The 11,765-nt window shown below is 67.3% G+C and carries 14 protein-coding genes; 13 read left to right on the top strand and 1 reads right to left on the bottom strand.

The annotated features are described in order from the left end of the window. Positions 1 to 42 precede the first annotated feature (42 nt). The 12 genes from CW305_RS18560 to CW305_RS18615 all read left to right on the top strand — a co-directional run bounded on the left by CW305_RS18560 (position 43) and on the right by CW305_RS18615 (position 10,295). Positions 43 to 612, top strand: coding sequence for a hypothetical protein (locus CW305_RS18560; RefSeq protein WP_104098574.1), 570 nt, complete (start codon positions 43 to 45; stop codon positions 610 to 612). Next, positions 609 to 1,220, top strand: a complete 612-nt coding sequence (gene cobO / locus CW305_RS18565) for a cob(I)yrinic acid a,c-diamide adenosyltransferase (RefSeq protein WP_104098575.1) — start codon at positions 609 to 611, stop codon at positions 1,218 to 1,220. The genes CW305_RS18560 and cobO overlap by 4 nt, the downstream gene beginning before the upstream one ends. 124 nt (positions 1,221 to 1,344) lie before the next feature. Continuing rightward, positions 1,345 to 2,637, top strand: coding sequence for a cobyrinic acid a,c-diamide synthase CobB (locus CW305_RS18570; protein ID WP_104098576.1), 1,293 nt, complete (start codon positions 1,345 to 1,347; stop codon positions 2,635 to 2,637). After that, positions 2,634 to 3,281: a 5,6-dimethylbenzimidazole synthase gene (gene bluB / locus CW305_RS18575; RefSeq protein WP_003297940.1), complete on the top strand. Its 648-nt coding sequence runs from the start codon at positions 2,634 to 2,636 to the stop codon at positions 3,279 to 3,281. The genes CW305_RS18570 and bluB overlap by 4 nt, the downstream gene beginning before the upstream one ends. Next, positions 3,278 to 4,078, top strand: coding sequence for a cobalamin-binding protein (locus CW305_RS18580; RefSeq protein ID WP_104098577.1), 801 nt, complete (start codon positions 3,278 to 3,280; stop codon positions 4,076 to 4,078). Before bluB ends, CW305_RS18580 begins: the two co-directional genes overlap by 4 nt. Continuing rightward, positions 4,075 to 4,986: an adenosylcobinamide-phosphate synthase CbiB gene (gene cbiB / locus CW305_RS18585; protein ID WP_104098578.1), complete on the top strand. Its 912-nt coding sequence runs from the start codon at positions 4,075 to 4,077 to the stop codon at positions 4,984 to 4,986. Before CW305_RS18580 ends, cbiB begins: the two co-directional genes overlap by 4 nt. Beyond that, a complete protein-coding gene (gene cobD, locus CW305_RS18590) occupies positions 4,979 to 5,968 on the top strand; it encodes a threonine-phosphate decarboxylase CobD (RefSeq protein ID WP_104098579.1) in 990 nt (329 codons plus the stop codon). Before cbiB ends, cobD begins: the two co-directional genes overlap by 8 nt. Next, on the top strand, positions 5,965 to 7,422 hold the full coding sequence (locus CW305_RS18595; RefSeq protein WP_104098580.1) for a cobyric acid synthase: 1,458 nt from the start codon (positions 5,965 to 5,967) through the stop codon (positions 7,420 to 7,422). Before cobD ends, CW305_RS18595 begins: the two co-directional genes overlap by 4 nt. Positions 7,423 to 7,424: 2 nt before the next feature. Next, positions 7,425 to 7,943 (top strand): bifunctional adenosylcobinamide kinase/adenosylcobinamide-phosphate guanylyltransferase, encoded by a 519-nt coding sequence (cobU, locus tag CW305_RS18600; protein ID WP_104098581.1) that lies wholly within the window; start codon positions 7,425 to 7,427, stop codon positions 7,941 to 7,943. A gap of 13 nt (positions 7,944 to 7,956) precedes the next feature. Then, entirely contained in the window at positions 7,957 to 9,006 is a 1,050-nt protein-coding gene (cobT, locus tag CW305_RS18605; RefSeq protein ID WP_104098582.1) for a nicotinate-nucleotide--dimethylbenzimidazole phosphoribosyltransferase, read from the top strand. After that, positions 9,003 to 9,554 carry an alpha-ribazole phosphatase family protein gene (cobC, locus tag CW305_RS18610; RefSeq protein WP_102840747.1) on the top strand — a complete coding sequence of 184 codons (552 nt, stop codon included), beginning with the start codon at positions 9,003 to 9,005 and terminating at the stop codon, positions 9,552 to 9,554. Before cobT ends, cobC begins: the two co-directional genes overlap by 4 nt. 9 nt (positions 9,555 to 9,563) lie before the next feature. Beyond that, entirely contained in the window at positions 9,564 to 10,295 is a 732-nt protein-coding gene (locus tag CW305_RS18615) for an adenosylcobinamide-GDP ribazoletransferase (RefSeq protein WP_104098583.1), read from the top strand. Here the strand turns inward: CW305_RS18615 and CW305_RS18620 are convergent. Next, positions 10,292 to 11,227, bottom strand: a complete 936-nt coding sequence (locus tag CW305_RS18620; protein WP_104098584.1) for a LysR family transcriptional regulator — start codon at positions 11,225 to 11,227, stop codon at positions 10,292 to 10,294. The genes CW305_RS18615 and CW305_RS18620 overlap by 4 nt on opposite strands. 131 nt (positions 11,228 to 11,358) lie before the next feature. On the opposite strand from CW305_RS18620, the gene CW305_RS18625 reads away from it, so the two are divergent. Continuing rightward, a complete protein-coding gene (locus tag CW305_RS18625) occupies positions 11,359 to 11,763 on the top strand; it encodes a RidA family protein (RefSeq protein ID WP_104098585.1) in 405 nt (134 codons plus the stop codon). Positions 11,764 to 11,765 lie beyond the last annotated feature (2 nt).

An 11,765-nucleotide genomic window follows, 5' to 3' on the forward strand; every position in this document is an offset into this window, starting at 1 on the left:
GCGGCGCGGGCATGTCGCCCGCGCCCACCAGAGGAGATTGCAATGATCAAGCTTGCCCCGAGATACCAGCTGCTGGTCGGCCTCGCGCTTGCCGCGCTGCTGGCCATGACCCGCGGACAGCACTTCGCCAGCGTGAACCTGCCCAGCGCGTCCTGGGCGGTGTTCTTCCTCGCCGGCGTGCTGGTGCGGCCGAAGTGGGTGTTTCCGGCACTGTTTCTCGAGGCTTCGCTGCTGGATTTCGCCGCCATCCAGTGGGCCGGTGTCAGCGACTGGTGCATGTCGCCGGCGTACTGGATGCTCGTGCCGGCCTACGGTTCGCTGTGGCTGGGCGGTCGACTCTATGCACGTCTGCATCGTGACCATTTCAGCAGCCTGGCGACCCTGGCGCTATGCGTGATGGCGAGCGCCTTCGTTTGCTACCTGTTCTCCGGCGGCGGCTTCCTCTATTTCTCCGGGCGCTATCCCGAGCCGACCCTGGCGCTGCTGGCCGAGCGCATCGCCACTTACTACCCGCGCTACCTGTCGACCCTGGCGCTGTATGTCGGCGTCGCCGCGCTGCTGTTCGTCGGCCTGCGCGCCTGGGCCGTGCAGCGTGACGAGGCCCGCGCATGAGCGAGTCCAGCGAACGCGACGATCGCCACAAGGCACGCATGCAGCGCAAGAAGGCGCTGATCGACGAGAAGATTGCCGAGGCGCAGGACGAGTACGGCCTGCTGCTGGTGCACACCGGTAATGGCAAGGGCAAGAGCAGTTCGGCTTTCGGCATGGTGGCGCGTGCGCTCGGTCATGGCATCAAGGTCGGCGTGGTGCAATTCATCAAGGGCGCAGCCAGCACCGGCGAGGAGGCATTCTTCCGGCGTTTCCCGGACGAGGTGCGCTACCACGTGATGGGCGAGGGCTTCACCTGGGAAACCCAAGATCGCCAGCGTGACATCGCCAAGGCCCGCGAAGCCTGGGCGGTCGCAGCCGAGCTGCTGGCCGATCCCGAGATCGGCCTGGTGGTGCTCGACGAACTGAACATCGCCCTGAAGTACGGCTACCTGGAGCTGGCGCCAGTGCTCGCCGACATCGAGTCGCGGCCGCTGCTGCAGCACGTGGTGGTCACCGGCCGCGGCGCGCCGGACGGGCTGATCGAGGCGGCGGATACCGTCACCGAGATGGCGTTGGTCAAGCATGCGTTCAAGGCCGGCGTTAAGGCGCAAAAAGGCGTCGAATTTTGATGCCGGCGCTCAAAACATTCACGGACCGTTGCATAGGGTGGATGACGTCTGTTTCATCCACCACCGGCGTGGTCGGTGGATGGGTGAAGCGTCATCCACCCTGCGATGCTGATGAGAAACCGCGATGACCAGTAGAAACTGCCCGGCGCTATTGATCGCCGCGCCGGCCTCCGGCCAGGGCAAGACCACCGTCACTGCCGCCCTGGCGCGGCTGCATGCTCGGCAGGGCAAGCGCGTGCGGGTGTTCAAGTGCGGGCCGGACTTCCTCGACCCGATGATTCTCGCCCGCGCCAGCGGGCGGCCGGTCTATCAGCTCGACCTGTGGATGGTCGGCGAAGAGGAATCGCGGCGCCTGCTCTGGGAAGCGGCGGGCGAGGCCGACCTGATCCTGATCGAAGGGGTGATGGGCCTGTTCGATGGTTCGCCCTCGGCGGCTGATCTGGCGCGGCGCTTCGGCGTGCCGGTGCTGGCGGTCATCGATGGCTCGGCCATGGCGCAGACCTTTGGCGCCATGGCGCACGGGCTGAGCAGCTTCCAGCCGGACCTGCCGTTCGATGGCGTGCTGGCCAATCGGGTCGGCAGCGCCCGGCATGGCGAGATTCTGCGCGACAGTCTTCCGGAGTCGATCCGCTGGTACGGCGCCTTGCCGCGCAGTGCCGAGGTTGAACTGCCAAGCCGGCACCTGGGGCTGGTGCAGGCCGAGGAGCTGGCTGATCTGGACGCCCGTCTGGATGCCGCGGCCGATGCCCTGGCACTCAGTGCGGACACCGAGTTGCCTGCCCCGGTCACTTTCGCCGCGCCGGCCAGTGCGCCGCTCGAACCGCTGCTGGCGGGTGTGCGCATCGGCGTTGCACGCGATGCGGCCTTTGCCTTTCTCTACCAGGCCAATCTCGACCTGCTGCAGGCGCTCGGTGCTGAGCTGCTGTTTTTCTCGCCGCTGCGCTTCGCCCGCTTGCCGGCCGTGGACAGTCTCTATCTGCCGGGCGGCTATCCCGAGCTGCACCTGCGCGGCCTGTCGCGCAACCGTGCCATGGCCGACGCCATCCGCGCACATCATGAGGCGGGCAAGCCGATCCTCGCCGAGTGCGGCGGCATGCTCTACCTGCTCGACGGGCTGACCGACCGTGGCGACGAGCGCGCGCAGATGCTCGGCCTGCTGCCCGGCGAGGCGCGCATGCACAAGCGCCTGACCGCGCTGGCGCTGCAGGAAGTGGAGCTGCCGGAAGGGCGGCTGCGCGGCCACACCTTCCATCATTCGGCGCTGGAGTCGCCCCTCGAGCCGCTGGCTCGCGGCGAATGCCCGAACTACAAGCGCACCGCCGAAGCGGTCTACCGCCGGGGGCGGCTGACGGCGTCCTATATCCACCTGTACCTGCCGTCCGATCCGGCAGCCGCCGCGGCGCTGTTCCGGCCATGAGCGCGCATGCCTTCAGCCCGCAGGAGCGCGCGGCGGTCTATCGGGCCATTGGCGAGCGCCGCGACATGCGCCATTTCGCCGGCGGCGAGGTAGCGCCGGAGCTGTTGTCGAGACTGCTCAACGCTGCGCATCAGGCACCCAGCGTCGGCCTGATGCAGCCGTGGCGCTTTGTCCGCATCACCCGCCCCGAGTTGCGCACGGCCATCGCCGATCTGGTCGGTGAGGAGCGCCAGCGCACGGCTCAGGCGCTCGGCGAGCGTTCCGCCGAGTTCATGCGGCTCAAGGTCGAGGGCATCGAGGATTGCGCCGAACTGCTGGTCGCCGCGTTGATGGATGGCCGCGAACAACATATCTTCGGCCGCCGCACGCTGCCGGAGATGGATCTCGCTTCGCTGGCCTGCGCGATCCAGAATCTCTGGCTCGCGGCACGAGCGGAAGGCCTGGGGATGGGCTGGGTGTCACTGTTCGATCCCGACGCGCTGGCCGCCTTGCTCGGCATGCCGGGCGGTGCCAAGCCGGTGGCGATCCTCTGCCTCGGGCCGGTGCAGGAGTTCTATCCGGCACCGATGCTGGCACTGGAAGGCTGGACCACGCCGCGACCGCTGCACGAACTGGTTTTCGAGAATGCCTGGGAGGCGAAATGAGCAAGGGGCCGCAGCGCATCGTCTGCCTGTCCACCGAGACCTGCGAAACGCTTTACCTGCTGGGCGAGCAGGCGCGCATCGTCGGCATCTCCGGCTTCACCGTGCGCCCGCCGCAGGCGCGCAAGGAAAAGCCCAAGGTCAGCGGCTTCACCAGCGTCAAGCATGAGCAGATTCTCGCCCTCGAGCCGGACCTGGTGCTCGGCTACAGCGACCTGCAGGGCGACATGCTCGCCGAGCTGGCGCGCGAAGGACTGGAGGTGCACCTGTTCAACCAGCGCGATATCGCCGGCATCCTGCGCATGATCGAGACGCTCGGTGCGCTGGTGCATGCCGGCGAGCGTGCGCGGGCGCTGATCGCCGAGCTGCAGGCCGGGCTGGACGTCATCCGCGCCAGCGCCGCCGCCTTGCCGCGCCGGCCGCGGGTGTACTTCGAGGAATGGAACGAGCCGCTGATTTCCGGCATCGCCTGGGTCAGCGAGCTGATCGAACTGGCCGGTGGCGAGGACTGCTTCGCCGAGCTGGCGTCGTTCAAGCGCGCCAAGCAACGCATCATCGAGGACCCGCAGGAAGTGGTGCGCCGCGCGCCAGAGCTGATCGTCGGCTCCTGGTGCGGCCGCCGTTTTCGCCCGGAACAGGTGGCTGCACGGCCTGGCTGGCAGGCGATTCCGGCGGTGCGCACGGGCCAGCTGCACGAGATCAAGTCGCCGGACATTCTCAACCCCGGCCCGGCGGTGCTGACCGACGGCGTACGCCAGCTGCATGCGCTGATCAGTGCCTGCGCGCAGAGGGCCGAGTGAGTCTGTTCCTCACCGTTAGCGCGGCGCTGCTGCTGGATGCATTGCTCGGCGAGCCGAAGCGGGCGCATCCACTGGTAGCCTTCGGTCGCCTGGCCGATCGCCTGGAGCAGCATTTCAACGGATCTGCGGCGCGCGGCTGGCGCAGCCACGGGGTGACCGCCTGGTGCCTGGCGGTGCTACCGCTGACCTTGCTGGCCTGGCTGCTCAGCCTGTTACCGACCGTCGGCTGGCTGGTGGAGATCGTTCTGCTCTATCTGGCCCTGGGCCTGCGCAGTCTGGGCGAGCATGCACTGCCGGTGGCGCAGGCGCTGTGGCGGCATGATCTGCCCGAGGCACGCCGCCGCGTCGGCTGGATCGTCAGCCGCGACACCACGCAGCTGGACGAGGAGGGCGTGGCCCGTGCGGCCACCGAGTCGGTGCTGGAGAACGGCAGCGATGCGGTGTTCGCCGCGCTGTTCTGGTTCATCGTCGCGGGCGTGCCGGGTGTGGTGCTGTATCGCCTGAGCAATACGCTGGACGCCATGTGGGGCTATCGCAATGCGCGCTTCGAGCGCTTCGGCTGGGCCGCGGCGCGCATCGACGACGTGCTCAATTACGTGCCGGCACGGCTGGTCGCGCTGACCTATGCATTGCTCGGGCGAACCCGCCGCGCGCTGCGTTGCTGGCGCACCCAGGGGCCGCTGTGGGACAGCCCCAACGCTGGTCCGGTAATGGCCTCCGGAGCTGGAGCGCTGGGTGTGGTGTTGGGTGGCGCCGCCATTTATCACGGTGAAGTGCATGCGCGGCCCGAGCTGGGCCGGGGCAAGGCCCCACAGGCCCGGCATATTGAGCATGCGCTGGACCTGGTCTGGGGTGGCGTCGGCGTCTGGCTGCTGACACTGCTGTTTGGTGGCTGGCTCTATGCTTGAGCACGGTGGACGTTTGCGCGCAGCCGCACAGCGCTACGGCATTCCGCTTTCGGATTGGCTCGACCTGTCCACTGGCATCGCCCCTTATCACCCGCCGTTGCCGAGCATTTCCAGCTGCGCCTGGACACGTCTGCCAGAGCCTGAAGATGGCCTGGAAGTAGCGGCCCGGCAGTACTACGGTGCGCGCGCGGTGCTGCCAGTGGCCGGTTCGCAGAGTGCCATCCAGGCCCTGCCGCGCCTGCGCGGGTCGGCGCGGATCGGCATCGTATCGCCCTGTTATGCCGAGCACGCCGAGGCCTGGCGTCGCGCCGGCCACCGTGTCGTCGAGCTCTGCGAGGCCAGCGTGCCGCGTGCACTGGATCAGCTCGACGTGCTGGTGGTGGTCAACCCGAACAATCCCACCGGCCAGCTGGTCGCACCGCAACGCCTGCTCGAATGGCGCAGCGACCTGGCAGCCTATGGCGGCTGGCTGGTGGTGGACGAGGCGTTCATGGATTGCACGCCGCAGCACAGCCTGGCTGCGCACAGCCACCTGCCGGGACTGGTCGTGCTGCGCTCGTTCGGCAAGTTCTTCGGCCTGGCTGGCGCGCGACTGGGCTTCGTGCTGGCTCATGCCGGCCTGTTGCGTTCCCTCGCCAGGCTGCTCGGCCCCTGGACGGTGAATGGCCCGACCCGGCAGCTCGCTGCCGAGCTGCTGGCCGATCAGCCCGCTCAACAGCGCCAGCGCGAATGCCTGCACTGCGACGGCCAGCGCCTGGTTGATCTGCTGCGGCGCCACGAGCTGGCGCCGCTGGGCGGCTGCGCACTGTTCCAGTGGTGGGTCAGCGCCGACGCCGCGCTCTTGCATGACTTTCTTGCCCGTCACGGCATTCTCACCCGTCTTTTCGCGCAGCCTTCCAGCGTTCGCTTCGGCCTACCGACGGATGTTGGCTGGGCGCGCCTGGATCAGGCTCTGCAATTTTTCAGGGAGCAACATCCATGACGACGCTGATGGTGCAGGGCACCACCTCCGACGCCGGCAAGAGCACGCTGGTGACGGCACTGTGCCGCTGGTTGGCACGCCAGGGGGTTGCCGTCGTGCCGTTCAAGCCGCAGAACATGGCGCTCAACAGCGCGGTGACTGCAGATGGCGGCGAAATCGGCAGGGCTCAGGCCGTACAGGCGCAGGCGGCGAACCTTGCGCCGCACACCGACATGAATCCGGTGCTCTTGAAGCCCAACAGCGACATCGGCGCCCAGGTGATCATCCATGGCCGCGCGGTGACCAGCATGGATGCCGCCGCCTACCACGACTACAAGCGCGTGGCGATGCAGGCGGTGCTCGACTCGCACCAGCGGCTGTCCGCAGGTTATCGCGTGGTGATGGTCGAGGGCGCCGGTTCACCTGCGGAGATCAATCTGCGCGCCGGCGATATCGCCAACATGGGCTTCGCCGAAGCGGTGGATTGCCCGGTGATCCTGATCGCCGATATCGACAAGGGCGGGGTGTTCGCCCATCTGGTCGGCACCTTGGCGTTGCTCTCGGAAAGCGAGCAAGCGCGGGTTCAGGGCTTCGTCATCAACCGTTTTCGTGGCGACATCGCGCTGTTGCAGCCCGGTCTCGACTGGCTGGAGCAACGCACCGGCAAGCCGGTACTGGGCGTGCTGCCGTACCTGATGGATTTCCATCTGGAAGCGGAGGATGCCATCGACGTGCGCCAGTCCGGCAAGGCCGACGACGCGCTGAAGGTGGTGGTGCCGGTGCTGCCGCGCATCAGCAACCACACCGACTTCGACCCGCTGCGCCTGCACCCGCAGGTCGACCTGCAGTTCGTCGGTCCCGGGCAGCCGGTGCCGCCTGCCGATCTGATCATCCTGCCCGGCTCGAAAAGTGTACGCGCCGACCTCACCTGGCTGCGCGCCAACGGCTGGGAAGCAGCAATCCAGAAGCACCTGCGCTACGGCGGCAAATTGCTGGGCATCTGTGGCGGCCTGCAGATGCTCGGCACGCGCATTGCTGATCCGCTCGGGCTGGAAGGTCCGGCGGGGGAGAGCGAGGCGCTCGGGCTGCTGGATTTCGACACGGTTCTTGAGGCGGACAAGCAGTTGCGCAACGTCACCGGCCGGTTGCTACCGGGCGGCGTGCCGGTCAGCGGCTACGAGATACATGCCGGCGTCAGCCGCGGCCCGGCCCTGGAACAGCCTGCGGTACAGCTCGACGATGGCCGCTTCGATGGCGCCATCAGCACCGACGAGCGGGTGCTCGGCACCTATCTGCACGGCCTGTTCGAAGGCCCCGAGGCCTGTGCCGCCCTGCTGCTCTGGGCAGGCCTCGATGCGGTGGAAACTGTCGACTACCACGCGCTGCGTGAGCGCGACATCGAGCGCCTCGCCGACCTGGTCGAGACACAACTGGATACCGCGCGGTTACGTGCGCTCTGCGGGCTGGAAGACTGAGCATGCTGGAACTGATTCTTGGCGGCGCCCGCTCGGGCAAGAGCCGCTTTGCCGAGCGTCTGGCTGCCGATAGCGGCCTGGCGGTTACCTATATCGCCACCAGCCAGCCGCTGGACGGCGAGATGACCGAGCGCATCGCCCATCACCGTGAGCGGCGCCCGGCGCACTGGACACTGGTCGAAGAACCCCTGCAACTGGCGCGGGTGCTGCGCGAGCAGGCTGCTGCGAATCGCTGCCTGCTGGTCGACTGCCTGACCCTCTGGCTAACCAACCTGCTGATGCTGGACGACGCGGCGCGCCTCGCCGAGGAGCGTAATGCCCTGCTCGAATGCCTGGACGGGCTGCCAGGGCGGATCCTGCTGGTCAGCAACGAGACCGGCCTCGGCGTGGTGCCGCTGGGCGAGCTGACCCGTTGCTATGTGGACGAGGCCGGCTGGCTGCACCAGGCCGTGGCGGAACGGGCGCAGCGGGTGACCTTTATGGTCGCCGGGCTGCCCATGACATTGAAGGACGCACATTGAAGGAAGCGCATTGATGCACGATTGGTGGAACGAGCCATGCCACATGCTGGATGAATCCGTGCGCGCCCAGGCATTGGCGCGCCAGGATCAGTTGACCAAGCCACGTGGTGCGCTCGGCCAGCTCGAAGCCCTGGCGGTGTCGCTGGCAGCTATGCAGGGCAGCGAGCGGCCGCAGGTCGAGCGCCTGCATGTCAGCGTGTTCGCCGGCGATCACGGCGTGGTGGGAGAGGGTGTTTCGGCTTATCCGCAATCGGTGACCGGGCAGATGCTGCGCAATTTCGTCGGCGGCGGGGCTGCACTGAGCGTGTTGTCAAAGCGCCTGGGCGCGCCGCTGGAGGTGACCGACCTGGGCACGGTGGAACCGCTACAACTGGATGGCGTGAGCCATTTGCGACTCGGCCCCGGCACGGCCAACCTGGCTCGCGAAGCGGCGATGAGTGACGAGCAAATGCGTCTGGCCCTGGCAGCCGGACGCGACAGCGCGCAGCGTGCCGCGCAAGGCTCTGCCCAGCTGTTCATCGGTGGCGAAATGGGCATCGGCAACACCACCAGCGCCAGTGCCTTGGCTGCCGTGCTGCTGCCGCGCTCGCCGTTGACCCTGGTCGGGCCGGGCACCGGGCTCGATCTGGCCGGTGTTCGCCACAAGGTTCAGGTGATCCAGGACGCGGTTCGGCTGCACGCCGAGCATTGTGTCGCGCCGCTTGAGGCCCTGCGCCGACTGGGTGGTTTCGAGATCGCGGCGCTGGCGGGTGCCTATCTGCGCTGCGCGCAGCTGGGCATTGCGGTACTGGTCGACGGCTTTATCTGCAGCGCTGCCGCGCTCTGTGCGGTGCGGCTGAACCCGGCATGTCGGCCCTGGCTGATCTTCGCCCATCGTTCTGCCGAGCCTGGTTACCTAGCGGTCCTGGAAGCGCTCGGTGCCGTTCCGTTGCTCGATCTCGGCTTGCGCCTGGGTGAGGGCAGCGGGGCGGCGCTGGCGGTGCCCTTGTTGCAGCAGGCCTGCGCGCTGCACAACGAAATGGCGACGTTCGCCGAAGCCGCAGTTTCGGACCGAACTGCATGATTACGAGCATCGATCTGCTGCGCCATGGCGAGACCGAGCAGGGCGGTGGCTTTCGCGGCAGCCTCGACGATGCGCTGACTGAGCGTGGCTGGCAGCAGATGCGCGATGCGGTTGCTGGCGCCGGTCCCTGGGACGCGCTGGTCAGCTCGCCGCTGCAGCGCTGCGCCACCTTTGCCCGGGAGCTGGCCGCGCAGCACGGCTTGCCGCTGCAGCTGGAGCCGGACCTGCGCGAGCTGCATTTCGGCGACTGGGAAGGCCGTAGCGCCGCCGATCTGATGCAGCACAGTGCCGAGGTGCTCGGCCTGTTCTGGGCCGATCCCTACGGATTTACGCCGCCTGGCGGTGAGCCGCTGGTGCAGTTCGAGGCGCGCGTGCTGAATGCTATCGACAGCCTTCGGCAGCGCTTTGCCGGCCAGCAACTGTTGGTCATCTGTCATGCCGGCGTCATGCGCCTGCTGCTGGCGCGCGCGCGGGGCTTGCCAAGGGAGCGGCTGCTGGAGGTTGTCGTGGCCCACGGCGAACTGCTGTCGCTCTCCGTCGAGGAGTAGGACCTGCCGATGCTGCCACTATTGATCGCCCTGCAATTTCTCACCAGCCTGCCGATCCGCTTGCCGGCAATGCCGGAGCCAGAGCAGCAGGGGCGCTCATTGCTGTATTACCCCGTGGTCGGTCTGTTGCTCGGCGCGTTGCTCGGTTTGGCCGCGTTTGTGCTGGATGGGGCTGCACCGCTGTTACAGGCGGTCTTGCTGCTCACCCTCTGGGTCGCGCTGACCGGCGCCTTGCACCTCGATGGTCTGGCCGACAGCGCCGACGCCTGGCTGGGTGGCTTCGGCGACCGCGACCGCACGCTGCAGATCATGAAGGACCCGCGCAGCGGCCCGGTCGCCGTGGTGGTTCTGGTGCTTTTGCTGTTGCTTAAATTCACCGCGCTGTTGGCGTTGCTCCAGGCGCAACAGTACTCCGCACTGTTGCTGGCGCCGGTGCTAGGGCGGGCCGCGCTGCCAGCGCTGTTTCTCTGCACGCCATACGTGCGGCCCGGCGGCCTTGGTCATGCGCTGGCGGCGAATCTTCCACATGGCGGGGCGCGCGGCGTACTGGCACTGGTCGCGGTGGGTTGTTTGCTGTTCGGCAGCAGCGGGCTGATCGCCCTGTCATTGGCTGCCGTGACATTCCTGCTGGCGCGTCGCGCCATGCTGCGCCGGCTCGGCGGCACCACCGGCGATACCGCCGGCGCGCTGCTGGAACTGGTGGAGTGCACGGTATTGATAGGGCTGGCGCTGCAGCTCTAGCGGTCGGCCACCGGTCGGCGGTCGAGCACGGGCGCATGCTGCGCCATAAGTTCGATGACCCAATCGATGAACACGCGCAGCTTGGCGCTGACATGCCGATTCGGTGGGAATGCCAGGTACAGCGGCATTTCATCGAGCCGCCAGTCTTCCAGCAGTGGCAACAGCTCGCCGTTGGCCAGGTGCGTTCTGACCATGTACTCCGGTAGCCAGATGATGCCCAGCCCGGCCAGGCCCGCGGCCAGGCAGGCGTTGCCATCGTCCACGGCAAGTGCATAGCGGCCGTGCACCTGAACCTGCTCGTTCTGCCGCTGCATGATGTACGCCGTCGGTTTGCCGGTGCGCGCCCAGAGAAAGCCGACGACACGGTGGTGGCTGTTTTCCAGCTCGCTCGGATGTGTCGGCACGCCGGCGCGTTCGAGGTAACCAGGGGCCGCGTAGACGCCAAGGCGCAGGTCGCCGACGTGGCGGGCGATCAGTGACTGGTCGGTGATTTCCCCACCGCGCACGACGCAGTCCACGTTCTCCCCGATCAGGTCCACCCGCCGGTCGCTGACGCCCATGTCCAGCTGGATGTCCGGATACTTCGCATAGAAGGCCGGCAATGCCGGAATCAGGATCATCCGCGCCAGTGGGCTGGGGACGTCCACGCGCAAGCGTCCTCGCGGCACTGCTGCTGCGGCGGACAGGCTGGTTTCGGCGTCGTCCAGATCGGCCAGCAGGCGCAGGGCGCGCTCGTAATAGGCCGCACCGTCGGCGGTGACGTTGACCTTGCGCGTGGTGCGGTTGAGTAGCCTGACGCGAAGCCGCGCCTCGAGTTGCTGGACCTGCTGGGTGACGCTGGTCTTGCTGATGCGCAGGGTCTCGGCGGCCTTGGTGAAGCTGCCGGTTTCCACCACGCGAACGAAGGCCTGCATCGCATCGAAACGGTCCATCTGAACTCCCGCGGATTGTTTGGATTACGCAAATAGTGTTGAGCGACCTGGCGCGTTTATCCAGTGCTTTGCGACTTCTACAGTGAGGCCTTCATTCAACGGGTCGCTCCGACCCTTATTGGAGGTTGCACATGACACCGCGTGATGTTGTTTTTCCGCCTGGCCGCCAGGCGCTCTACGAGCGCAATCGCTATTCCCCGGCCATCCGCGCCAATGGCTTGCTGTTCGTCTCCGGACAGGTCGGCAGCCGCGAGGACGGCTCACCCGAACCGGAGCTGGAGGCGCAGGCCCGGCGTGCGTTCGATAACCTGAACGCAATCCTGCAGGCGGCTGGCTGCACCTTCGACGATGTCATTGACGTCACCGTGTTCATGGTCGATCCGCAGGCGATCTTCGAGCGGGTCTGGAGCGTCGTGCCCGAATACTGGGGCGCAGCGCCGCATCCGACGCTGACGGCCGTTGGGGTTACCTGGCTGTACGGCTTCCAGTTCGAGATCAAGGTGATCGCCAAGCTGCCGGAACCGGCTGCGGCTTGAGC

The organism is Stutzerimonas kunmingensis, assembly GCF_002929225.1.
Classification (GTDB): Bacteria; Pseudomonadota; Gammaproteobacteria; order Pseudomonadales; family Pseudomonadaceae; genus Stutzerimonas.

Bases quoted from the DNA above. Each gene is read 5' to 3' on its own strand.
- CW305_RS18560 (WP_104098574.1), top strand. From the start codon at position 43: ATGATCAAGCTTGCCCCGAGATACCAGCTGCTGGTCGGCCTCGCGCTT.
- cobO (WP_104098575.1), top strand. From the start codon at position 609: ATGAGCGAGTCCAGCGAACGCGACGATCGCCACAAGGCACGCATGCAG.
- CW305_RS18570 (WP_104098576.1), top strand. From the start codon at position 1,345: ATGACCAGTAGAAACTGCCCGGCGCTATTGATCGCCGCGCCGGCCTCC.
- bluB (WP_003297940.1), top strand. From the start codon at position 2,634: ATGAGCGCGCATGCCTTCAGCCCGCAGGAGCGCGCGGCGGTCTATCGG.
- CW305_RS18580 (WP_104098577.1), top strand. From the start codon at position 3,278: ATGAGCAAGGGGCCGCAGCGCATCGTCTGCCTGTCCACCGAGACCTGC.
- cobD (WP_104098579.1), top strand. From the start codon at position 4,979: ATGCTTGAGCACGGTGGACGTTTGCGCGCAGCCGCACAGCGCTACGGC.
- CW305_RS18595 (WP_104098580.1), top strand. From the start codon at position 5,965: ATGACGACGCTGATGGTGCAGGGCACCACCTCCGACGCCGGCAAGAGC.
- cobU (WP_104098581.1), top strand. From the start codon at position 7,425: ATGCTGGAACTGATTCTTGGCGGCGCCCGCTCGGGCAAGAGCCGCTTT.
- cobT (WP_104098582.1), top strand. From the start codon at position 7,957: ATGCACGATTGGTGGAACGAGCCATGCCACATGCTGGATGAATCCGTG.
- cobC (WP_102840747.1), top strand. From the start codon at position 9,003: ATGATTACGAGCATCGATCTGCTGCGCCATGGCGAGACCGAGCAGGGC.
- CW305_RS18615 (WP_104098583.1), top strand. From the start codon at position 9,564: ATGCTGCCACTATTGATCGCCCTGCAATTTCTCACCAGCCTGCCGATC.
- CW305_RS18620 (WP_104098584.1), bottom strand. From the start codon at position 11,227: ATGGACCGTTTCGATGCGATGCAGGCCTTCGTTCGCGTGGTGGAAACC.
- CW305_RS18625 (WP_104098585.1), top strand. From the start codon at position 11,359: ATGACACCGCGTGATGTTGTTTTTCCGCCTGGCCGCCAGGCGCTCTAC.